Raw genomic sequence first — 21,956 nt, forward strand, 5'->3', positions numbered from 1 at the left:
ATTCGGAGGTGAGCGGATGGCGGAAGCACAGTCGTCCACGCAGGGATCGAGCCTGCGACGTCTGGTTCCGCGTATCTTCTCGCGTGCGTCGAGGGTCAACGACGTCTCGAACCTGATCCGCACGGTCCGCGCGAACCACCCCCGCGGCGACGTCTCGGTGATCGAGCGCGCGTATGCCGTGGCCAAGGAGAAGCATGCGGGCCAGCAGCGTCAGAGCGGGGAGCCGTACATCACGCACCCCCTCGCCGTCGCGCAGATCCTCGCGGAACTCGGGCTCGGACCGCGCGCGATCGCCGCAGCGCTGCTGCACGACACCGTCGAGGACACCGGCTACGCGCTGACCGACCTCACGGCCGAATTCGGCGATGAGGTCGCCATGCTCGTCGACGGCGTGACCAAGCTCGACAAGGTCAAGTACGGCGACAGCGCCCAGGCCGAGACGGTGCGGAAGATGATCGTCGCGATGTCGAAGGACATCCGCGTGCTGCTGATCAAGCTCGCCGACCGGCTGCACAACGCGCGGACCTGGGGCTTCGTGCCGCCCGAGAAGGCCACGAAGAAGGCCAAGGAGACGCTGGAGATCTACGCGCCCCTGGCGAATCGACTCGGCATCCAGGCGATCAAGTCCGAGCTCGAGGATCTCTCGTTCGCCGTCCTGCACCCGAAGATCTACAACGAGATCCACAGTCTCATCGCGCAGCGCACGCCCCAGCGCGAGAAGTACCTGGGGCAGGTCGTGCAGGAGATCGATGAGGACCTCCGCGACCTGCGCATCCGCGGCAAGGTCGTCGGGCGCCCGAAGCAGCTCTACTCGGTCTATCAAAAGATGGTCGTCCGCGGACGCGAGTTCGACGACATCTACGACCTCATCGGCATCCGCGTGCTCGTGTCGTCGGTGCGCGACTGCTACGCGGTGCTCGGAGCGATCCACGCCCGGTGGACCCCGCTGCCCGGCCGGTTCAAGGACTACATCGCCACGCCGAAGTTCAATCTGTACCAGTCGCTCCACACCACCGTGATCGGCCCCGCCGGACGCACGGTCGAGATCCAGATCCGCACGCATGAGATGCACCAGCAGGCGGAATACGGCGTCGCCGCGCACTGGATGTACAAGGAGCGGATGAACGGCGGCAAGGTCGAGGTCCGCGCCTCGGACACCGACATGGCGTGGCTCGCGCACATCTCCGACTGGCAGGCCGAGACCGCCGACCCCGGAGAGTTCCTCGACTCTCTCCGCTTCGAGATCGGCGCGAAAGAGGTCTACGTCTTCACACCGAAGGGACGCGTGATCGGGCTTCCGGCCGGCGCCACGCCCGTCGACTTCGCCTACGCCGTGCACACCGAGATCGGCCACCGCACGATGGGCGCGAAGGTCAACGGGCGCCTCGTGCCGCTGGAGTCCGAGCTCAAGAGCGGCGATGTCGTCGAGGTCTTCACGTCGAAGAACCCCGACGCCGGACCCAGCCAGGACTGGCTGGGATTCGTCAAGAGCACCCGCGCGCGCAACAAGATCCGCGGCTGGTTCACGAAGGAGCGCCGCGAGGAGGCGATCGAGCAGGGCAAGGAGTCCATCGCGCGCGCGATGCGTCGGCAGAACCTGCCGCTGCAGCGCCTGATGAGCCAGGACTCCTTCGCCGAGGTCGCGCACCAGCTGCGCTACGAAGACGTCTCGGCGCTCTACGCCGCGGTCGGCGAGGGACACGTCTCCACACAGTCGGTCCTCGAGAAGGTCACCGCTCTCGTCGCGGCGAACGACACGACGACCGGGACGATCGACCTGCCGGGCAGCATCCCCACCCGCGAGCCGCGGTCCGGGGACTCGGGAGTGCTCGTCCGCGGTGCCTCCGACATCCTGGTCAAGCTCGCGAAGTGCTGCACGCCGGTTCCCGGCGACCCCATCGTCGGGTTCGTGACACGCGGGAGCGGCGTCTCGGTGCACCGCGCCGACTGCGTGAACGTGAAGGCGCTCAGCGCCGAGGAGGACCGCTTCGTCGAGGTCTCCTGGGCGCCGACGACGAAGAGCGTGTTCCGCGTGCAGATCCAGGTGGAGGCGCTCGACCGCTCCGGCCTGCTCTCCGACGTCACCCGCGTGCTCAGCGAGCATCACGTGAACATCCTCTCCGCGACGGTCACGACCACCGATGAGCGCCTCGCGCTCAGCCGGTTCGTCTTCGAGATGGGCGATGCGGTCCACCTGGACCGGGTGCTCAACGCGGTGCGGCGCATCGATGCCGTCTACGACGTGTACCGGGTCACCTCGTCCTGACGATGCGCCGCGTCGAGGCGCTCGAGAGCGTCTCGACCGGCTCGCGACCCCGGCGCGCGCCGCAGGAGGTCCATCCGGCGGAGGGCGGACGACGTCCACTCCGGCTCGATGGCCGTCAGCGCGCGCAGCCAGCGCACGAGCTGCGGATCACGGTGCAGGCCCAGAGCCAGGTCGAACACCGTCCGCTCGGCGGTGGCGACCGGCACACCCCCGATCAGCTCGACGTCTTCCTCGGGCGGGGCCGAGTCGTGATAGGTGATCCGCGGGTTCTGCGGTGGTCGGATCCGGCGGGCTACGGCGCGCCGGAGGTGATGCGGGGTGGGCGGAGTGTCGAGAGCGCCGTGGATCCACGCCGCGGTCGGGCCGCAGGCGGCGGTCCCGTCTCGCAGCAGGGCGGACACGCTCGCGGCGCGCACATCGCGGCCCTCCACGAGGTCGGCAGGGAAGTAGGCGTCTCCGATGTCCACGACGTGGCCGTCGATGCGTGCGGCCGTCAGCTCGGCGAGGCTCAATCGGCGATCGGGCACATACAGGAACGCGGGATGCATTACGCCAGTGTGGCGCACGGCATCCCGCGTTCCTCCGTCGTGCGGAAGGCTGTGGAGAACGGCTCAGCCGCCGAGGGCGTTCAGCCAGGCGCGCCGTGCTTCGAGAGCGTCGGCGGCCTCCTTGGCGGCCTTCTTGTCGCCGGCCTTCTCGGCGGCGGCGAGCTCTGCCTCGAGCTTCTCGATGGCCTCGACGAGCTGCGAGCTCATGTCGTTGGCACGAGCCTTCGTCTCGGGGTTGTTCTTCTTCCAGTCCACGTCCTCGCGCGCCTTGAGGGCCTGCTCGATGGCCCGCAGCCGGTCGTCCAGCGCCCGCTCCTTGTCGCGCGGGAAGATCCGGCCGACCTCGTCCCAGTCGCGCTGGATGCGGGTCAGCAGCGCGCGGGCGCGCTTGATGTTCGGCTCGTCCCCGACGGCCTTGGCCTCTTCGAGCAGCGCCTGGCGCGCCTCGATCTTGGGGGCGGAGTCCGCCTCCTCGGCGGCCGCCTGCTCTGCGCGGGCGGCGTACAGGGCGTCGCCGGCGGCCTTGAACCGCGCCCACAGCGCGTCGTCGGCCTTGCGACCGGCGCGGCCCGCCGCCTTCCACTCGTCGAGCAGGGAACGGTAGGCGGGGATGCCGTCGGTGCCCCGAGGAGCCAGGGCCTCGGCACGCTCGATCAGACGGGTCTTCGCGTCACGGGCGGTCTTGTGCGCGTCGTCGAGCTCGGAGTAGAAGGCCCGGCGCTGCTTGTCGACGACCGATCGGGCGTCGCGGAATCGCTTCCACAGCTGCTGGGACACGCCCTTGGACAGACGAGGACCGTTCTGCTGCTGCGACTGCCACGACTCGAACAGCTCGTTGAGCTCTGCGGTGACCTGCTTCCACTGCACCTTCGAGAGGTCGCGCGCGGCGATCGCCTCCGCCTTCTCGACGAGCGCGGTGCGATCGGCGATCGCGCGGTCGAGCTGCTCCTTGGCCTGCTGGGCCTCCTCGGCCGTGGCCTCCGACAGCGAGGCGGTGAGGGCGGCGAGGCGCTCGCGGAGACCAGCGAGGTCGCCGACCGCGGCGGCATCGGTCGCCTCGTCGTTCAGGTGCGCGGCCTGCTTGACCAGATCGCCGGCGGACGCGCCCCCGGCCTCGTGGCGCTGCTCGAGCGCGGTCACCTTGAAGGCGATGTCCTCGTACTTGCGCACGAAGTAGGCGAGGGCCTCGTCGGGGGTCCCGTCGGGGTACTGCCCGACGACGCGCCAGGACTCGCCCTCGCGGACCTCGACGGTGCCGTCTTCGGCGACGCGGCCCCAGGCGGCGGCATCCGACGACGACGCCGTGGCCGGCGCGCTCGGAGCGACCGTGGCGGGCGTGGGGATCTTCCGCGGCAGGGGTACGGCCGGGGGAGCGGGAACGGGGGGAGTCGGCTTCGAGGACTCGGTGGCAGACACGGTGATCTCCTTGCGCGGTACGCCGCGGGAGGCGGAAAGGACGAGGTTCAGCCTAGTATGCCCCGTCCGGGAGCGAAGGTCTCCGTGGCGGCCCGAGGTCACTCCGCGGGCACGTCGGCCGGGGTCTCCTCGGGGGCCGGCTCGGGAGCGGGAGTCTCCACCGGCTCCTCGACGGGCACGGTGGGCTCGACGGTCGGGGAGGGCGAGGGCTCGGCAGGGGAGACCTGGGCGTGGACGACCTGGCTGACCACTGCGCCGGCGATCAGCACCACCCCGGCGATGACGGCGATCGCATTGTCGCGGACGCGGCGGCGGATGAGGCCGTCGTGCCACGCCCGCCGAGCGGCATGCAGCCGAGCGCGCTCCGCCTCGGTGCGCGCCTTCTGCGTGCCCTTCGAACCGCGTGCGGCCATGCGTGCCCCCTTCGTGCGCGCCGCCCGCGCGACGCCGTCTGAGAGCCTACCGCCGTGAACGTCCGGCGCCCGCATTAGCCTGGGGGGATGACCTCCGCCGCCGCTCTGCTCTCGGGGCAGACGCCCCTCGCCGTGCGCATGCGGCCGACCTCGCTCGACGAGGTGGCCGGTCAGCGGCATCTCCTCCGAGCGGGCTCGCCCATCGTCGCCCTCGCCGATCCCGAGGCCTCCTCGCCGGGCGCCGTGTCGATCATCCTGTGGGGTCCGCCCGGCACGGGCAAGACGACGCTCGCGCAGGCGATCGCCCGATCCTCCGGGCGGCGCTTCGTGGAGCTCTCGGCGATCACCGCCGGCGTGAAGGACGTGCGGGAGGTCATGCAGGAGGCGATCACCCAGCGGGACCTCTACGGCCAGACGACCATCCTCTTCCTCGACGAGATCCACCGCTTCACCAAGGCGCAGCAGGACGCGCTGTTGCCGGGCGTGGAGAACGGCTGGGTGATCCTCATCGCGGCCACCACGGAGAATCCCTCGTTCTCGGTGATCTCTCCGTTGCTGTCCCGCTCCCTGCTCCTGACTCTGCAGGCGCTGACGGACGACGACATCCGCGTCCTCGTGGATCGTGCGGTGTCGGATGCCCGCGGACTGGACGGCGCGGTGGCGCTCGACGACGACGCCCGTTCCGCGCTCATCCGCCTGGCGTCGGGCGACGCCCGGCGCGCGCTCACGGGGCTGGAAGCCGCTGCCGCGGTGGCCCTCTCGCGCGGAGCGGGTGAGGCGAAGGGCCGGAGCGGCAAGACGGGGAAGGAGAACGGGAAGAGCGGCGCCGTGCCGCACGTCACGGCGGACGATGTGGCCCAGGCCGTCGATCGCGCCCTCCTCCGCTACGACCGGCAGGGCGACGAGCACTACGACGTGATCAGCGCGTTCATCAAGTCGATCCGAGGATCCGACGCGGATGCCGCCCTGCACTACCTTGCCCGCATGATCGAAGCCGGCGAGGACCCGAGGTTCATCGCCCGGCGACTGGTCATCTCCGCCTCGGAGGACATCGGGCTGGCCGATCCGCAGGCGCTCGTCATCGCGGTCGCGGCGGCGGACGCCGTGGCGTTCATCGGTATGCCCGAGGGGCGCATCCCCCTCGCCGAGGCGACCGTCTACCTCGCGACGACGGCGAAGTCGAACGCCGCCTACGTCGGCATCGACGCCGCGATCGCCGACGTCCGCGCCGGGGGGTTCGGCCGCGTCCCCCTGCATCTGCGCGACGCCCACTACCCGGGCGCCAAGCGCCTGGGGCACGGGCGCGGGTACGTCTATCCCCACGACAGCGAGTTCGGGATCGTCTCGCAGCAGTATTTGCCCGACGAGCTGCAGGGCCGCCGGTACTACGAGCCGAAGAGCCTCGGCGCCGAGCGCGACGTCTCGGCCCGATGGGAGCGCATCCGGCGCATCCTCGACGGACGCTGAGGCCCTGTCGGCCCTCGGGCTACCGCCGTCGGGACGGCCCGACAGCGGGGGAGCGGCCGTCTGATAGACTTGAGCGGCTCGAAACCGAGTTTTCGGGCATCTCCTCGTTCACACCCCACCTCGACGGCACCCCGGCGTGCGCCCCGAGGCAGAACGCGGTGATACGTCCGTGAGTCGCGAAAGACGCGACCACGTCATCGGAAGGACAACTTCGTGACCACGAAGTCCCAGGACCGCCGCAAGGTCCGCCTCAGCCGCGCCCTCGGCGTCGCTCTCACCCCGAAGGCCGCCCGCTACCTCGAGAAGCGTCCCTACGCTCCCGGCGAGCACGGCCGCACGAAGCGCAAGGCCGACAGCGACTACGCCGTCCGTCTGCGCGAGAAGCAGCGTCTGCGCGAGCAGTACGGCATCCGCGAGAAGCAGATGCGCAACACCTTCAACGAGGCCCGTCGTCAGGAGGGCCTGACCGGTGAGAACCTGGTCGAGCTCCTCGAGATGCGTCTCGACGCCCTCGTGCTGCGTTCGGGCTTCGCCCGCACCACCGCGCAGGCTCGTCAGCTCGTCGTGCACCGTCACATCCTCGTCGACGGGCAGCTCGTCGACCGCCCGTCCTTCCGCGTGAAGCCGGGCCAGCTCATCCACGTCAAGCCCAAGAGCGAGGGCACCGAGCCCTTCCAGGTCGCAGCCGCCGGCGGTCACGCCGAGGTCCTGCCGGCCGTCCCGGCCTATCTCGAGGTCGAGCTCGACAAGCTCCAGGCCCGCCTGGTCCGTCGTCCGAAGCGCGCCGAGGTCCCCGTGACCTGTGAAGTGCAGCTCGTCGTCGAGTACTACGCGGCTCGCTGAGCCCAGCGATCGCTGATCCAGCGGTCACACGAGAGGCGTCGGGGCAACCCGACGCCTCTCGTCGTTTTTGCATACGATGGAGACACCGCGCCTTCGCGGGTCAAGGGCAAGGATGACGTCATGAAGAACATGCTGTGGTTCCTGATCGGTGTGATCGGCGGGTTCGTCGCTGCGCATTTCATGAACAAGGATCCGCGCGGCCACGACATCCTCGCCGAGGTCGACGCCCGCATCAACGGGTTCACGGCACTCATCGGCGACGCCTACCGCGCGCAGGAGGCCCGGCTCACGGAGCCGGACGCACACTGACCCGCCCGCGCATCCGCGCGGCACTCTCACTCCGACCTAGGACATCCGGGCACCTTTATGAAATCCGCGGAAATCGCGCAGCGCTACCTCGACTTCTTCGAGAAGAACGACCACGTCATCGTCCCCTCCGCCTCGCTGGTGAGCGACGACCCCTCGCTGCTCTTCACGGTGGCCGGCATGGTGCCGTTCATCCCGTATCTCACGGGCGTCGTGCCCTCACCCCACCCGCGCATCGCCGATGTGCAGAAGTGCATCCGCACCAACGACATCGAAGAGGTGGGCAAGACCGCGCGTCACGGCACGTTCTTCCAGATGCTCGGCAACTGGTCGTTCGGCGACTACTTCAAGGAGGGCGCGATCCGGTACGCCTGGGAGCTGCTGACCTGCTCCGAGTCGGACGGCGGATTCGGTTTCGACGAGAAGGACCTCTGGGTCACGGTCTACGAGACGGATGACGAGGCCGAGTCGATCTGGCGCGACATCATCGGCCTCAAGCCCGAGCGCATCCAGCGCCTCGGCCGCGCCGACAACTACTGGAACACCGGTCAGCCCGGCCCCGGCGGCCCCGACTCGGAGATCTTCTTCGATCGCGGCCCCTCCTACGGCAAGGACGGCGGTCCCGCCGCCGACGACTCCCGGTTCCTGGAGATCTGGAACCTCGTCTTCATGCAGGACTTCATCGAGAACGTCCGCGGGAAGACGGAGTTCGACATCGTCGGCGAGCTGCCGCAGAAGAACATCGACACCGGCATGGGCCTCGAGCGCGTCGCCTTCCTGAAGCAGGGCGTCGAGAACATGTACGAGACAGACCAGGTGCGTCCCGTGCTCGACCGCGCCGTCGAGCTCTCGGGCCGCCCGTACGGCAAGGTGCACGAGGACGACGTCCGCTTCCGCGTCATCGCCGACCACGTGCGCTCGTCGCTGATGCTGCTGTCCGACGGCGTGCGGCCGTCCAATGAGGGCCGCGGCTACATCCTGCGCCGGCTCATGCGTCGCTCCGTGCGGGCGATGCGACTGCTCGGTGTCGACGAGCCCGTCTTCCCGGAGCTCTTCGCCGCCTCCCGCGACGCGATGAAGGCCTCCTATCCGGTGCTCGAGACGGACTGGTCGACGCTGTCCAGCGCCGCCTTCGCCGAGGAGGAGACCTTCCGGCGGACCCTGGCCCAGGGATCCACGATCCTGGACCTCGCGCTCGACGAGACCAAGAAGGGCGGCAAGTCCGCTCTGAGCGGGTCCGAGGCCTTCCTCCTGCACGACACCTACGGCTTCCCGATCGACCTCACGCTCGAGGTCGCTGAGGAGGCCGGTCTTCAGGTCGATCGCGCCGCTTTCGACTCACTGATGCAGGAGCAGCGGGCGCGCGCCAAGGCCGATGCCCGCAACCGCAAGCGCCAGCTCGCCGACGTCTCGGTGTACCGCGACCTCCGCGCGCTCGGCGAGACCGGCTTCGACGGCTACACCGAGCTCGAGGTGGAGTCCCGCGTCCTCGGCATCCTGGTCGACGGTCAGACCGTCACGTCGGCGTCGCAGGGGCAGATCGCCGAGGTCGTTCTCGCCGAGACGACGCTCTATGCCGAGTCGGGCGGCCAGGTCGCCGACAAGGGCGCGATCGTGGGCCCCGGGTTCGAGCTCGAGGTGCTGGACGTGCAGCGCCCGGTCCCGGGCCTCATCAGCCACACGGTCGAGGTCACGCGGGGAAGCGTCGCGGTCGCCGACAGCGCCACCACGGTCGTCGACGCCGCGAACCGCCGCGCAGCCCGTCAGGCGCATTCCGCCACGCACCTCGTGCACGCGGCGCTCCGCGACACGCTGGGCCCGTCGGCGACGCAGGCCGGCTCGCTCAACCGCGCGGGCTACATGCGCTTCGACTTCACCTGGTCGCAGGCGCTGTCGACCGACACGCGCACCGAGATCGAGGACATCACGAACCGGGCGGTGCAGGACGCGCTCGAGGTGACCACCCGGATCGTCTCGCTCGACGAGGCGAAGGATGCCGGTGCCATGGCGCTGTTCGGCGAGAAGTACGGCGATGTCGTGCGCATGGTCGACATCGGCGGGCCGTGGTCGCGCGAGCTGTGCGCCGGCACGCACGTTCGTTCGAGCGCCGAGATCGGCCTGGTGAGTCTGGTCGGTGAGTCCTCCGTGGGGGCCTCCAACCGGCGCATCGAGGCCCTGGTCGGCGCGGACGCCTTCCGCGAGCTGGCGGCGGAGCGGGCGATCGTCTCGCAGCTCACCTCGGCGCTGAAGACCCCACGCGAGCAGCTGCCCGACCGGATCGCCGACCTCGCCGCGAGCCTGAAGGCCGCGGAGAAGCGCATCGCGCAGTTCGAGGCCAAGGAGCGCGCAGGGCAGGTGCCGGCGATCGCCGACGCCGCTCAGCGCGTCGGTGCCTTCCGGGTGGCGGCGCAGTCGCTGGGCGAGCTGGCGTCGGCCGACGACGTGCGCGACCTCGTGCTGGGCGTGCGCGACCGGCTCGGCTCCGACGCCGCGGTGGTGGCGCTGGGCGCAGTGGTCAACGGACGGCCCGTGGTCGTCGTGGCCACGAACGACGCTGCTCGGGCGGCCGGCGCGAAGGCCGGAGCGCTGGCGAAGCGCGCGGCCGGGGTGCTCGGCGGCGGAGGCGGCGGACGCGACGACGTGGCGCAGGGCGGGGGGACGGATGCCGCGGCTCTGCCCGCCGCGCTCGAGGCCGTCGCCCAGGAGCTGCACGCAGCGTGAGCGGATTCCGTCGCGGAGTGCGCCTCGGCATCGACGTCGGCAGGGCGAGGATCGGTGTCGCCCGCTGCGATCCGGACGGCATGCTCGCCGTCCCGGTGGAGACGGTCGCGCGCTCGGACGACTCGCTCGACCGGATCTCGCAGCTCGCGGACGAGTTCGCACCCCTGGAGTTCGTGGTGGGACTCCCGGTGAACCTACAGGGCACCGACACGGCGTCGACGGCCGATGCGCGGTCCTTCGCCTCCGCCCTGCAACACCGCACCGGGGTCCCCGTCCGACTCGTCGACGAGCGCCTGAGCACCGTCAGCGCCCACGCGGCCCTGCGTTCTTCAGGTCGAAACCAGAAGAACTCTCGTAGCATTGTGGATCAGGTCGCCGCCGTGGTGCTGCTGCAGCAGGCGATCGACATGGAGAAGAGCACCGGAAACCCGGCCGGCGCCGCTGTCCCGTTTGACGAGGAGCACCCCTGAACATGTCCGAACGTGATGGTGCTTCGCCCGCGCGCGAGCCGCAGCCGCCCCTCGGCGACCTGTTCGCGAACCTGCCCGAGCCCACGCACCAGCACCCGACGGCCGACAACAGCGCGCCCGCGCCGGGCTCTCGGCGGGCCGCGCGCGAAGCCGCCGCCCGCGCCCCGCGCCCGGAGAACGGGCCCGCGTCCGAGAACACCGGAGCGGATGCCGGCATCCCGCGCTCGAGCGCCGTTCCCGCCGCCGGCGACCGGGTCGAGCCGGGCGAGCCCGACGAGGTGCCGGCGTCGACGACACCGGTCGCGTCCCGGCCGCACGACGATTCCCGCGCGGAAGCGCGGAGCGCGGCATCCGGCGACGACGCCGAGCGACGGGTGGCGATGCCGGTCGACGCGGGCGCCTCGCGCACGGCCGGGAGCACATCTCCGGCGAGCGAGCCCCGGCTCGGCGGGGGACTGGACGACCTGTTCGTCTCTCCCGACGACGCCGCCGCGGCGACGCACACCCCGCGCCGGAAGCGGCGACGCGGGTGCCTGATCGCCCTGATCGTCGTTCTCGCCATCGCCGGAGGTATCGCCGCCGCGGGCGTCTGGGCGATGAACACCTACGGTGACAGGATCAGCGCGTTCTTCGGAGGTGGCGAGCCCACCGACTGGGAACCGGGTCTCGCGACCGGCGAGGTCTTCGTCACGATCAAGGAGGGCGACACGGGACAACCCGTCTCGACCGCGCTCTACGAGGCGGGCGTCACCCGCACCGAAGGCGTCTTCTACGACTACCTCATCGACGAGAACATCGCGGTGACGTTCTACCCGGGCGTCTACCGACTGCAGGAGAAGATGACCGCGGCGGCGGCGCTCGAGGCGCTCCGCGACGAGGAGAACAAGCTCGAGAACACCGTCTCGATGGGGGAGGGCGCCACGATCTCCTCCTCGCTGCCGGCCATGGCCGAGACGCTGGGGCTCCCGCTCGAGGACTTCCAGGCGGCGGTGGCCGACCCCGCGGCTTACGGCGTGTCGGCGCAGAGCCTGGAGGGATGGCTGTTCCCCGCCGTGTACACCTTCGACCCGGAGGTCACCGCCGTGCAGGTCATCCAGCGCATGGTGGACCGCACGCGCGAGTCCCTCGCCACCGCGGGTGTGCCGGAGGCCGACGCCCAGCGCGTGCTGACCATCGCGTCGATCATCCAGCGCGAGGGCCGCACCGACGACTTCGACAAGGTGTCGCGGGTCATCCAGAACCGGCTCGACATCGACATGAAGCTGCAGATGGACTCCACCGCGCAGTACGGGTACGGCTCGCTGCACGAGGGCGTGGTCTCGAGCTCGCAGGAGGCCCTGGAAGACCCGAACCCCTGGAACACCTACGTCAACACGGGGCTGCCCGTCACCCCGATCGCGAGCCCGAGCGACGCGGCGATCAACGCGGCCATGCATCCCGCCGACGGACCGTGGCTGTACTTCGTCACGATCAACCTGTCGACCGGCGAGACGCAGTTCTCCGAGACGTACGAAGAGCACCAGGCCGGGATCGACAAGTGGCACGAGTGGTGCCGTGCGAATCCGGATGCCGGCTGCTGAGACGGTGACCTCGCGTCTCGCGGTCTGGGGCGACCCCATCGCGCATTCGAAATCGCCCGCACTGCACGCCGCCGCCTACGCGGTGCTCGGGCTCGACTGGGAGTACGGTCGCCGTCGGGTTGCCGCCGCGGAGTTCTCGGCGCATCTGGATGCACTGGACGACAGCTGGCGCGGGCTGTCGCTCACTATGCCGCTCAAGGAGGAGGCGTTCCGCGCCGCGACGACCCGCGATGCCCACGCCGAGCTCACCGGCGCGGTGAACACGCTCCTCCTCGGGGCGCGACGGGCGGGCTTCAACACGGACGTGGGCGGGATCGTGGACGCGCTGGGGGAGCGGGGCGTGCATGGGATCGGCGCGGTGCGCATCCTCGGTGCCGGCGCGACCGCGGCCTCCGCGCTGGTCGCGGCCGTCGAGCTCGGCGCCGACCGCGCAGAGATCCGGGCGCGGAATCCGGAGCGCGCGACGTCGCTCCGTGCCATCGCCGGCCGTCTCGGCGTGGCCTGCCGGGTCACGGATTTCACGGAAGCGGCGAACGCGGTCGACCTGACGATCGCGACGCTGCCCAGCGGCACGGTGCTCCCGGACGACATCGCGGACCGGCTGGCGGCGCGCGGCGGTGTGCTGTTCGATGCCGCCTACGCACCGTGGCCGTCGGCCCTCGCGTCATCCTGGGGAGACCGGACGGTCGTCTCGGGCCTCGGGATGCTGCTGCATCAGGCCGTGCGCCAGATCCGAATCTTCGCGAACGGCGACCCCGCGGCCCCGCTGCCGGACGAGGCCGCCGTCGTGGCGGCGATGCGCCGCGCCCTCGACGAACCCGCCTGAAACGCGGCACGGAACCTCCGCCGAGGCGTGGGAGACTGGACGAATGCTCCGCGTGCTCACGGCCGGCGAATCGCACGGCCCCGAACTTATCGCCGTGATCGAAGGCCTGCCCTCCGGCATCCCGGTGTCGTCCGAGGCCATCCAGGCCGACCTCGCCCGTCGCAAGCTCGGGTACGGCCGCGGTTCGCGAATGAAGTTCGAGCAGGATGAGCTCTCGATCTCCGGCGGCGTGCGCCACGGCAAGACGCTGGGCAGCCCGATCGCCCTGCGTATCGGCAACACCGAGTGGCCGAAGTGGATCGAGGTCATGAATCCGGAGCCGACGGATCTGACGGAGAAGTCCCGCGGCCGCGGTGCCCCGCTCACCCGGCCGCGTCCGGGACACGCCGACCTGGTCGGGATGCAGAAGTATGACTTCGACGAGGCGCGGCCGATCCTGGAGCGGGCCAGCGCCCGCGAGACGGCGGCGCGCGTGGCTCTGGGAGCCGTCGCCCGCTCCTTCCTCCACGAGCTGGGCATCCGTCTCGTGAGCCACACCCTGTCGATCGGCCCGGTCCGCGTCCCGGACGGGGCGGCGCTGCCGACCCCCGACGACGTCGACGCGCTCGACGCCGATCCGCTGCGCTGCTTCGACGCCGCGACGTCGGCCCTGATGGTCGCCGAGGTGGAGGACGCGAAGAAGGACGGCGACACGCTCGGCGGCATCGTCGAGGTGCTCGCGTACGGTCTGCCCCCGGGGCTGGGCTCGCACGTGCACTGGGATCGTCGTCTCGATGCGCGGCTCGCGCAGGCGCTCATGAGCATCCAGGCGATCAAGGGCGTCGAGGTCGGCGACGGCTTCGAGACGACCCGCCGCCGCGGTTCCGCAGCCCACGACGAGCTGTTCGCCACCGACGACGGCATCGCCCGCGGGTCGGACCGGGCCGGAGGGACCGAGGGCGGGATGTCGACCGGCACCGTCCTGCGCGTCCGGGCGGGGATGAAGCCCATCGCCACAGTGCCGCACGCCCTCCGCACGATCGACATCGCCACCGGCGAGGACGCCACTGCCCACCACCAGCGATCGGACGTGTGCGCCGTGCCCGCGGCCGGTGTCGTCGCCGAGGCGATGGTGGCGATCGAACTCGCCCGGGCCGTGCTCGAAAAGTTCGGCGGCGACAGCATCCGCGAGACCCGCCGCAACCTGGACGGCTATCTCGCCGGCATCCCCGACGAGCTGCGCACCGCGCCGGCCTCCGAGGCCGCGCTCATCGCGCATGACGAGCGGGGCTGACCCCCTCACGCTGGTGCTCGTCGGCCCGATGGCCGCGGGCAAGACCAGCGTGGGGCGGCGGGTGGCTCGGCGGCTGCACGTGCCCTTCGTCGACACCGACAAGCGCATCGTGGCGGAGCACGGACCGATCCCGGCGATCTTCGCGGAACACGGCGAGCCGTACTTCCGAGAGCTGGAGCGGGCGGCCGTGGCGACGGCTCTCGCCGAGGGCGGCGTGATCTCGCTCGGCGGAGGGGCGGTCACCGACGCGGCCACGCGCGCCCTGCTGCGGGAGCTCCCCGTCGTCTTCCTGACGGTGCAGCCGGACGCCGTGGCCGAGCGGATCCGCGGGAGTGGACGTCCGCTGCTCGAGGGCGACGATCCGGTGGAGCGCTGGAGCTCGATCTTCGCGCAGCGCCGAGAATGGTACGAGGAGGTCGCCTCGGCGACCTTCGACACGTCCCGACGACCGATGCAGAAGATCGCGGACGAGATCGCGGCATGGAGGAGAGAACAGCGATGAGCACGACGACCATCACCGTCAGCGGCGGAGAGCCCTACGACATCGCGGTGGGACGCGGCATCCTCGACCGGGTCTCGTCGGCCATCGCCCCGGGGGTGCGCAAGATCCTCGTCGTGCACCCGCCCACGCTCGCGGCACGGGCCGCGGAGCTGCGCGACCGGCTGCTGGCCGACACGGAGAACGGTCCGCGCGAGGTGCTCCTGGCCGAGATCCCCGACGCCGAGCAGGGCAAGCGCATCGAGGTCGCGGCCTTCTGCTGGCAGGTCATGGGCCAGGCGGACTTCACCCGCACCGACGCGGTGATCGGCTACGGCGGCGGGGCGGTCACGGACGTGGCCGGGTTCGTCGCGGCGACGTGGCTGCGCGGCATCCAGGTCGTCCACGTGCCGACGACCGTCCTCGGGCTCGTGGACGCGGCGATCGGCGGCAAGACGGGCATCAACACCGCGGAGGGGAAGAACCTCGTGGGGGCGTTCTGGGCGCCGCGTGCCGTGATCGGAGACCTGGACGAGCTCACCAGCCTCAGCCCGAACGAGGCGACGGCCGGCTTCGCCGAGGTGGTCAAGGCGGGGCTCATCTGGGCGCCCGAGATCCTCGACATCGTCGAGGCGGATCCCGCCCGCGCAGTCGATCCGACGACAGAGGAGTTCCGCCGTGCGGTCGAGCTGGCGATCGGCATGAAGGCGGCCGTGGTCTCGGAGGACTTCCGGGAGGCCGGGCAGCGCGAGATCCTCAACTACGGCCACACGCTGGGTCACGCCATCGAGCACGCGGAGCGCTACCGGTGGCGTCACGGTGCCGCCATCTCGGTGGGGATGCTGTTCGCCGCAGAGCTCTCGCGACTGGCGGGGCGGCTCTCCGACGACGCCGCGTCGCGGCACCGGAGCATCCTCGAGAGCCTCGGCCTGCCAACCTCGTACCGCGCCGGCGCGTGGCCGCAGCTGCTCGCCACGATGCAGCGCGACAAGAAGAGCCGCGGCGGGATGCTGCGCTTCATCGTGCTGGACGACATCGCCAAGCCGACCGTGCTGCAGGCGCCCGACGAGTCGCTGCTGTTCGCGGCGTACCAGGAGGTCGGCGCGTGACGCCGCGGCTGCTGCTTCTCAACGGTCCGAACCTCAACCTGCTGGGCACGCGCGAGCCCGACGTGTACGGCACCGCCACGCTCGCGGACGTCGAACGGATCGCTGCGGAGGCCGCTGCGGCGGAGGGCTACGACCTGCGCGCGCTCCAGAGCAATCACGAGGGCGTGCTCATCGATGCGATCCACGATGCCCGCGCGGACTGCCGGGGGATCGTGATCAATCCCGGCGGGCTCACCCACACCTCCGTCGCGCTGCGTGACGCCCTCACGGGGGTCGCGCTGCCGTTCGCGGAGGTGCACATCTCGGACGTCTATGCGCGGGAGGCCTTCCGCCATCATTCCTTCCTCCACGACGTGGCCGCCGTGCGGGTCATCGGCCAGGGCGCCGCGGGCTACGCCGAGGCCGTGCGTCGGCTCGTCGCGCTCATCCCTTAGAATCGACTGTCGGCCCTTCCCGAGCCTGTCGAGGGCAGCCGCGCAAACCACAACGAACGGAACTCCCCGCACATGGCATCTACCGCAGACATCAAGAACGGCGTCGTCCTCAGCATCGACGGTCAGCTCTGGAGCGTCATCGAGTTCCAGCACGTCAAGCCCGGCAAGGGCGGCGCGTTCGTGCGCACCAAGCTGAAGAACGTCGTGTCGGGCAAGGTCGTCGACCGCACGTACAACGCCGGGGCCAAGATCGACATCGAGAACGTCGACCGCCGCGACTTCACCTACCTCTACACGGATGGCGACGGCTTCGTCTTCATGGACGCCACCGACTACGACCAGATCACGGTCGGCGCGGCGACGGTCGGCGACGCGAAGAACTTCCTGCTGGAGAACCAGCAGGTCACGATCGCGCTGAACAACGGCAACCCGCTGTACATCGATCTTCCGGCCTCCGTCATCCTCGAGGTCACGTACACCGAGCCGGGCCTGCAGGGCGACCGCTCCTCCGCCGGCACGAAGCCCGCGACCCTCGAGACGGGGTACGAGATCCAGGTGCCGCTCTTCCTCGAGACGGGCACCAAGGTCAAGGTCGACACCCGCACGGGCGAGTACCTCGGTCGCGAGAAGTAAGGCGTGAGCGCCCGCACGAAGGCGCGCAAGCGCGCACTCGACATCCTGTTCTCCGCCGACGTCCGCGGCGACGACGTGGCCGTCGCGTTGGCCGCCGAGGCGAAGCGCGCGGCCAGCGAGCCGGCGCGTGAGGCCTCCTGGCTCTACGCACGGGAGATCGTCGACGGCATCATCGACCATCGCGACGAGATCGACGAGCAGATCACGACCCACAGCCGCGACTGGAAGCTCGAGCGGATGCCCGCCGTCGACCGCGCCCTGCTGCGCATCGGCGTCTGGGAAATCCTCTTCAACGACGAGATCCCGACGGCAGTCGCGATCGACGAGGCGGTCGAACTCGCCAAGGAGTTCTCCACCGACGACTCCGGCGCCTTCGTGCACGGCGTCCTGGCGCGGGTGTCCCGCGCCGCCTGACCCGGCTCGAACCGCGGGTGTCGGCGGTCGGCGAGAGGATGGTGCGATGGTCCTTCCGCTCGACCCGTCGCACCCGCGCCCTGGCGATCCCGGCCGCGGCTGGCGCGTCCTGCTCGGAGCCGAGGACGAGGGTGACGTCGTCCCGCTGGCGCTCGGCGTCGAGTTGCGCCATCGCGACGGTCGCGGCGCCCACCCGTGGGCCGCACGACCCCAGCGCGCGGCGACGGCGCGCGACGTCGTCCGGCGCACCGGCGAGATCCTGCTGGGTCTCCGCCCCCTCGAGCGGAGTGAGGCCACCGGCGCCTGGATCCAGGGTTCGGCGACATGGGACCTCGTGCGACGGTCGTCCGCCCGCTACGGCCGCGAGCGGTCGCGATGGTTCGCGGACCTGCTCAGCATCGCGCGCGATTCGCTCCTCTCGGGCACCGCGGGGGACTGGCTGCTCGTCGATCAGCTCGAGTCCCGGCTCCTGTGGACTCATCTCCGCCGCGCGGCGGCGCTCGGCATCCCCGTGGTGGCGAACCAGAAGAGCACCGAGGTGATCCTCGCCTCCGGCGCACGCGTCGAGGCGACCGTGAGCCGCGACGACGAGGGCGACCTGGTGGTGACTCCCCGCGTGCTGCTCGACGGCGAGACGGACGACCCCACCGAGGTCCGCCCGATCGGGCGGAGCGGCCTGTACGCGGTGTCGGTGCACGGCGCTCGGCTGCGCGTCGTGCTCGCCGAGGTCGCCGCGGGAGACGCGGTGCACGCTTTGGCCTCGGCGGGCGGTCCGGTGATCGTCCCCCGCGAGGACGAGGCGACGTTCCTGCGCGAGGCCTACCCGCTGCTCGCCCGGCGGATCGAGATCCGGACGCAGGGCCGCGTCGAGCTTCCGGCCCTCCCGCTGCCTCGACCGGTCCTCCTGCTCTCGTTCCATCGCGGCGACACGGTGAAGTACACGCTGGAATGGGAGTACCCGGGATTCGGACGGGTGCCGTTCGCCCCGACGGACGACGCCGTGCGCGACCCCGCCGCCGAGGCCGCCCTGCGCGAACCGCTCGCGGCCGTCTGGGAGGGTCTCGTCGGGGAGCCCCTCACCGAGGAGGGGGCGTTCCACGACGTGGAGGCGGCGGAGTTCGTGACGCACGCGGCGCCCCGGCTCGAAGCGGAAGGCGTCTCGGTCGTCGTGGCCGGGCGCCGCAAGACGTACCAGGAGCTGACCGGGGAGCCCGAGGTCACCGTCTCGACGCTCGAGTCGCCCGATCCGGACTGGTTCGACCTCGGCATCCTCGTGCGCATCGACGGGCGCGTGATCCCCTTCGAGCCGCTGTTCACGGCGCTCACCAAGGGTCGCAAGAAGCTGCTGCTCGTCGACGGGAGCTATTTCTCGCTGCAGCATCCCGCGCTGGACCGTCTCCGCGAGCTGCTCGACGAAGCGGCGCAGCTCGACGAATGGGAGACCGGGCCCCGCCTCAGCCGGTATCAGACCGATCTCTGGGCCGAGTTCGAGGACCTCGCCGACGAGTCGCTCCCGGCGGCGTCCTGGCGGAGGACGGCGGACGGTCTCCGCGACGCGGGTGCGGTCCCGTCGACCCCCGTCCCGCGGGGACTGGATGCCGTCCTCCGGCCGTACCAGAAGGACGGATTCGACTGGCTGGCCTTCCTCTGGCAGCACCGGCTGGGCGGCATCCTGGCGGATGACATGGGGTTGGGCAAGACCCTGCAGCTGCTCGCCCTCATCGCCCACGCCCGCGAGATGGGGGAGACGCGGCCGTTCCTCGTGATCGCCCCCACGTCGGTCGTGGCCATCTGGCAGAGCGAGGCGGCGCGGTTCGCCCCCGGCCTGACCGTGCAGGTGCGCGGCGCGACGCGGGCGTCCGGACTCGCCGAGCCGTTCCACGCCGACCTGATCGTCACCACCTACGCGATCGCCCGGCTCGATCAGGACGCCTTCGCCGCCGTGGAGTGGGCCGGCGTGATCCTCGACGAGGCGCAGTTCGTCAAGAATCCCGCGACCCGGCTGCACCGCGCGATCGAGGGGCTGAATTCCGACGTCACGTTCGCCGTGACGGGGACGCCCCTCGAGAACGGGCTCTCCGAGCTCTGGGCGCTCCTCCATCTCACGGCACCCGGGCTGTTCCCCTCGGCGCGGACGTTCCGCGAGCGCTACATCCAGCCGATCGAGCAGGGCAAGGTGCCCGAGAACGAGGAGGGGGGCGCGTATCGCCAGCGCCGCCTGCAGCAGCTGCGCCGCCGCATCCGTCCGCTGGTGCTGCGGCGCACGAAGGAGCTCGTCGCCTCCGAGCTCCCGCCCACGCAGGAGCAGGTGCTCGAGGTCGAGCTCAGCGCCTCCCACCGCGCGCTCTACGAGGCGGTGCTGCAGCGCGAGCGGCAGAAGGTCCTCGGCCTGCTTCCCGACCTCGACCGCACGCGGTTCATCGTCTTCCGCTCGCTCACCCTGCTGAGGATGCTGAGCCTGGCACCGGCCCTCATCGATCCGAAGGATGCGCGGATCGGCTCGCGAAAGCTCGACGTGCTCCTCGAGCGCGTCGCCGAGCTGCAGGCGGAGGGCCATCGCGCCCTGGTCTTCAGTCAGTTCACCTCCTTCCTCGACATGGCCGCGGAGCGGCTCTCGGCGTCCGGCATCCCGTTCGCCCACCTCGACGGGTCGTCGCTCCGCCGGCAGGAGATCGTCGACGGCTTCCGCGACGGCGTGCAGCCGGTGTTCCTCATCAGCCTCAAGGCGGGCGGGTTCGGACTCACGTTGACCGAGGCCGACTACGTCTTCCTCCTCGACCCGTGGTGGAACCCTGCCGCCGAGGCGCAGGCGATCGACCGGACGCACCGGATCGGTCAGTGGGCCCAGGTCTTCGTCTACCGGATGATCGCGACCGGGACGATCGAGGAGAAGGTGCTCGAGCTGCAGCGTCGCAAGGCGCGCCTGTTCACGGCCGTCCTCGACGACGACGCGCTGTTCGCGCAGTCGCTCACCGCCGACGACATCCGCGGGCTGTTCGACGACTGAGCTGCGCGGGGTCCGGCGGTCCCGGCGCGGGCGGGACCGTTTTCCCCGGCCCGGTCGCCGCGGACGCCCAGGAGCACGCGGGTAGACTCGGTGGGTCCAGATGGGCGGCCGTTTCGTGGCGCCCGGGTATGCACCAGGAGGAGCACACATGCGGATCACGGGACTCGGCCATGCCGGGATGTTCATCGAGACGGTCGGCGGCAACATCATCTGCGACCCGGTGCTCGGTCCCTCGTTCTTCGGCTCGTGGTTCCCGTTCCCCGACAACCGGGCGCTCGACTGGGAGCGCTTCGGCCGCGACGCGGACTTCCTGTACATCTCGCACCGCCACCGCGACCACTTCGACCCGAAGCTGCTCGAGCGCTACATCCGCAAGGACATCGAGGTCCTGCTGCCCGAGTACCCGATCGACGATCTCGAGCAGGACATCCGCGCGCTCGGCTACACCAACATCACTCACGCGCCGGCGGGCGAGATCATCCAGCGGGGCGACCTGAAACTGATGATCACGCCGCTGCGCGCCCCCAGCGACGGTCCGATCGGCGACTCCTCGCTCAGCGTCGACGACGGCACCGGATCGGTGCTGAACCAGAACGACTCGCACCCCCTGGACCTCGAGAAGCTCCTGCACTTCGGCAAGCCCGACGCGTACTTCACGCAGGTGTCGGGGGCCATCTGGTGGCCCATGGTCTACGACCTGCCGCTCGACGCGAAGCAGAACTTCGCCCGCCTTAAGCGCGAGGCGCAGAACAAGCGCGCCATGTACTACATCGAGAAGGTCGACGCGCCGCACGTCTTCCCGATGGCCGGTCCGCCGATGTTCCTCCGGGACGAGCTCTTCGACTTCAACGGCATGGGCCGCAACGGCGAGTCGATCTTCACCGATCAGAAGCAGTTCCTCGAGCACATGAAGGAGCTCGCGCCGCAGTACGACGGCCAGCTGTTCATTCCCGGCACCGTGGTGACCGTCGAGGGCGGCCGGGTCGCGACCGAGCAGACGCTCTACACGGATGCCGAGATCGCGCACATCTTCGACGAGAAGTGGGACTACCTCGAGTCGCAGCGCGCGAGCCGGCAGCAGGAGATCCGCGACGAGGAGGCCACCCGGGCCGAGCCGCTTCCGCCGCAGGAGATCCTCGCGGCGTTGAAGGAGTGGTGGGAGCCGCTGCTGAAGAAGTCGCGCACGATCCGTCTCGGTGTCGGCGGCAACGTCCGGTTCCGCATCGGCGACCTCGACATGGTCGTCGACTTCCCGCGCGCCAAGGTGCGCGAGTACGCGGGGGAGGAGTGCGTGTACTGGTACACGATCCCCGCCGACCTGGTGTCGACGAACATCCGCGACCACGAGATCGACTGGTCGAACTCGATCTTCCTGTCCATGCAGTTCCACGTGGGCCGCAGCGGCAAGTTCAACGAGTTCCTCACCACGTTCCTCAAGTGCCTCTCGGTCGATCGGATCGAGTACGTCGAGAACTGGTACCAGGAGCAGACGGATCAGACCGAGGACGCCGAGATCGGCGAGTGGGTGGTCCAGCGTCGCTGCCCCCACCTGCGCGCGGACCTCACCCGCACGGGCACGGTGGACGGCGACGGCATCCTGACCTGCAGCATGCACGACTGGAAGTGGGACCTGAAGACCGGGCGCTGCCTGTCGACGAGCGGCCACCCGATCCGATCGTCGAAGATCGACGACGTCACGGACGACGTGCTCGCCGAGGCCAGCTGACCGTCGCTCGCACGGAGCCCCGCTAG

The 21,956-nt window shown here is 70.5% G+C and carries 19 protein-coding genes; 16 read left to right on the forward strand and 3 right to left on the reverse strand.

Going from position 1 to position 21,956, the window contains the following annotated elements:
* Positions 1–16 precede the first annotated feature (16 nt).
* Positions 17–2,266 carry a RelA/SpoT family protein gene (locus AB3M82_RS00590; protein ID WP_412954780.1) on the forward strand — a complete coding sequence of 750 codons (2,250 nt, stop codon included), beginning with the start codon at positions 17–19 and terminating at the stop codon, positions 2,264–2,266.
* On the opposite strand, the gene AB3M82_RS00595 is transcribed toward AB3M82_RS00590, so the two are convergent.
* From AB3M82_RS00595 to AB3M82_RS00605, 3 genes are all read right to left on the reverse strand, one after another.
* Entirely contained in the window at positions 2,236–2,814 is a 579-nt protein-coding gene (locus AB3M82_RS00595) for a type IV toxin-antitoxin system AbiEi family antitoxin (RefSeq protein ID WP_412954783.1), read from the reverse strand. The genes AB3M82_RS00590 and AB3M82_RS00595 overlap by 31 nt on opposite strands.
* Before the next feature lie 63 nt (positions 2,815–2,877).
* Entirely contained in the window at positions 2,878–4,230 is a 1,353-nt protein-coding gene (locus AB3M82_RS00600; protein ID WP_412954785.1) for a DUF349 domain-containing protein, read from the reverse strand.
* 98 nt (positions 4,231–4,328) lie between these two features.
* Entirely contained in the window at positions 4,329–4,643 is a 315-nt protein-coding gene (locus AB3M82_RS00605; RefSeq protein ID WP_412954787.1) for a hypothetical protein, read from the reverse strand.
* Positions 4,644–4,730: 87 nt separating this feature from the next.
* On the opposite strand from AB3M82_RS00605, the gene AB3M82_RS00610 reads away from it, so the two are divergent.
* The 15 genes from AB3M82_RS00610 to AB3M82_RS00680 all read left to right on the forward strand — a co-directional run bounded on the left by AB3M82_RS00610 (position 4,731) and on the right by AB3M82_RS00680 (position 21,930).
* The gene (locus AB3M82_RS00610) at positions 4,731–6,110 is read left to right on the forward strand and encodes a replication-associated recombination protein A (protein WP_412954790.1); all 1,380 of its coding nucleotides are present in this window, start codon (positions 4,731–4,733) and stop codon (positions 6,108–6,110) included.
* Between the two features lie 213 nt (positions 6,111–6,323).
* Complete coding sequence (rpsD, locus tag AB3M82_RS00615; protein WP_412954793.1) at positions 6,324–6,953, forward strand: 30S ribosomal protein S4; 630 nt, start codon at positions 6,324–6,326, stop codon at positions 6,951–6,953.
* Between the two features lie 120 nt (positions 6,954–7,073).
* Positions 7,074–7,262, forward strand: coding sequence for a hypothetical protein (locus AB3M82_RS00620; protein WP_412954796.1), 189 nt, complete (start codon positions 7,074–7,076; stop codon positions 7,260–7,262).
* Between the two features lie 57 nt (positions 7,263–7,319).
* Positions 7,320–9,980, forward strand: coding sequence for an alanine--tRNA ligase (gene alaS, locus AB3M82_RS00625; RefSeq protein WP_412954799.1), 2,661 nt, complete (start codon positions 7,320–7,322; stop codon positions 9,978–9,980).
* Positions 9,977–10,450: a Holliday junction resolvase RuvX gene (gene ruvX / locus AB3M82_RS00630; protein WP_412954802.1), complete on the forward strand. Its 474-nt coding sequence runs from the start codon at positions 9,977–9,979 to the stop codon at positions 10,448–10,450. The genes alaS and ruvX overlap by 4 nt, the downstream gene beginning before the upstream one ends.
* A gap of 2 nt (positions 10,451–10,452) precedes the next feature.
* The gene (gene mltG, locus AB3M82_RS00635; protein WP_412954805.1) at positions 10,453–12,030 is read left to right on the forward strand and encodes an endolytic transglycosylase MltG; all 1,578 of its coding nucleotides are present in this window, start codon (positions 10,453–10,455) and stop codon (positions 12,028–12,030) included.
* Entirely contained in the window at positions 12,017–12,856 is an 840-nt protein-coding gene (locus AB3M82_RS00640) for a shikimate dehydrogenase family protein (RefSeq protein WP_412954808.1), read from the forward strand. Before mltG ends, AB3M82_RS00640 begins: the two co-directional genes overlap by 14 nt.
* 43 nt (positions 12,857–12,899) lie before the next feature.
* Positions 12,900–14,129, forward strand: a complete 1,230-nt coding sequence (gene aroC / locus AB3M82_RS00645; RefSeq protein WP_412954811.1) for a chorismate synthase — start codon at positions 12,900–12,902, stop codon at positions 14,127–14,129.
* Positions 14,113–14,631, forward strand: a complete 519-nt coding sequence (locus tag AB3M82_RS00650) for a shikimate kinase (RefSeq protein WP_412954814.1) — start codon at positions 14,113–14,115, stop codon at positions 14,629–14,631. The genes aroC and AB3M82_RS00650 overlap by 17 nt, the downstream gene beginning before the upstream one ends.
* Entirely contained in the window at positions 14,628–15,716 is a 1,089-nt protein-coding gene (gene aroB, locus AB3M82_RS00655; RefSeq protein WP_412954817.1) for a 3-dehydroquinate synthase, read from the forward strand. Before AB3M82_RS00650 ends, aroB begins: the two co-directional genes overlap by 4 nt.
* Positions 15,713–16,150 (forward strand): type II 3-dehydroquinate dehydratase, encoded by a 438-nt coding sequence (locus tag AB3M82_RS00660; RefSeq protein ID WP_412954819.1) that lies wholly within the window; start codon positions 15,713–15,715, stop codon positions 16,148–16,150. The genes aroB and AB3M82_RS00660 overlap by 4 nt, the downstream gene beginning before the upstream one ends.
* A 72-nt stretch (positions 16,151–16,222) precedes the next feature.
* A complete protein-coding gene (efp, locus tag AB3M82_RS00665) occupies positions 16,223–16,783 on the forward strand; it encodes an elongation factor P (RefSeq protein WP_412954821.1) in 561 nt (186 codons plus the stop codon).
* A gap of 3 nt (positions 16,784–16,786) precedes the next feature.
* On the forward strand, positions 16,787–17,197 hold the full coding sequence (gene nusB / locus AB3M82_RS00670) for a transcription antitermination factor NusB (protein ID WP_412954824.1): 411 nt from the start codon (positions 16,787–16,789) through the stop codon (positions 17,195–17,197).
* A 46-nt stretch (positions 17,198–17,243) separates the two neighbouring features.
* A complete protein-coding gene (locus tag AB3M82_RS00675) occupies positions 17,244–20,204 on the forward strand; it encodes a DEAD/DEAH box helicase (protein WP_412954826.1) in 2,961 nt (986 codons plus the stop codon).
* 148 nt (positions 20,205–20,352) lie between these two features.
* Positions 20,353–21,930 carry a Rieske 2Fe-2S domain-containing protein gene (locus AB3M82_RS00680; RefSeq protein ID WP_412954829.1) on the forward strand — a complete coding sequence of 526 codons (1,578 nt, stop codon included), beginning with the start codon at positions 20,353–20,355 and terminating at the stop codon, positions 21,928–21,930.
* Positions 21,931–21,956: the final 26 nt, after the last annotated feature.

It is taken from the genome of Microbacterium californiense, from assembly GCF_047246625.1.
Classification (GTDB): domain Bacteria; phylum Actinomycetota; class Actinomycetes; order Actinomycetales; family Microbacteriaceae; genus Microbacterium.

Coding starts and splice junctions, on each gene's coding strand:
- AB3M82_RS00640 (WP_412954808.1), top strand. CDS start 12,017: ATGCCGGCTGCTGAGACGGTGACCTCGCGTCTCGCGGTCTGGGGCGAC.
- AB3M82_RS00595 (WP_412954783.1), bottom strand. CDS start 2,814: ATGCATCCCGCGTTCCTGTATGTGCCCGATCGCCGATTGAGCCTCGCC.
- efp (WP_412954821.1), top strand. CDS start 16,223: ATGGCATCTACCGCAGACATCAAGAACGGCGTCGTCCTCAGCATCGAC.
- AB3M82_RS00675 (WP_412954826.1), top strand. CDS start 17,244: ATGGTCCTTCCGCTCGACCCGTCGCACCCGCGCCCTGGCGATCCCGGC.
- AB3M82_RS00605 (WP_412954787.1), bottom strand. CDS start 4,643: ATGGCCGCACGCGGTTCGAAGGGCACGCAGAAGGCGCGCACCGAGGCG.
- AB3M82_RS00680 (WP_412954829.1), top strand. CDS start 20,353: ATGCGGATCACGGGACTCGGCCATGCCGGGATGTTCATCGAGACGGTC.
- AB3M82_RS00620 (WP_412954796.1), top strand. CDS start 7,074: ATGAAGAACATGCTGTGGTTCCTGATCGGTGTGATCGGCGGGTTCGTC.
- alaS (WP_412954799.1), top strand. CDS start 7,320: ATGAAATCCGCGGAAATCGCGCAGCGCTACCTCGACTTCTTCGAGAAG.
- aroB (WP_412954817.1), top strand. CDS start 14,628: ATGAGCACGACGACCATCACCGTCAGCGGCGGAGAGCCCTACGACATC.
- aroC (WP_412954811.1), top strand. CDS start 12,900: ATGCTCCGCGTGCTCACGGCCGGCGAATCGCACGGCCCCGAACTTATC.
- mltG (WP_412954805.1), top strand. CDS start 10,453: ATGTCCGAACGTGATGGTGCTTCGCCCGCGCGCGAGCCGCAGCCGCCC.
- AB3M82_RS00590 (WP_412954780.1), top strand. CDS start 17: ATGGCGGAAGCACAGTCGTCCACGCAGGGATCGAGCCTGCGACGTCTG.
- AB3M82_RS00610 (WP_412954790.1), top strand. CDS start 4,731: ATGACCTCCGCCGCCGCTCTGCTCTCGGGGCAGACGCCCCTCGCCGTG.
- AB3M82_RS00650 (WP_412954814.1), top strand. CDS start 14,113: ATGACGAGCGGGGCTGACCCCCTCACGCTGGTGCTCGTCGGCCCGATG.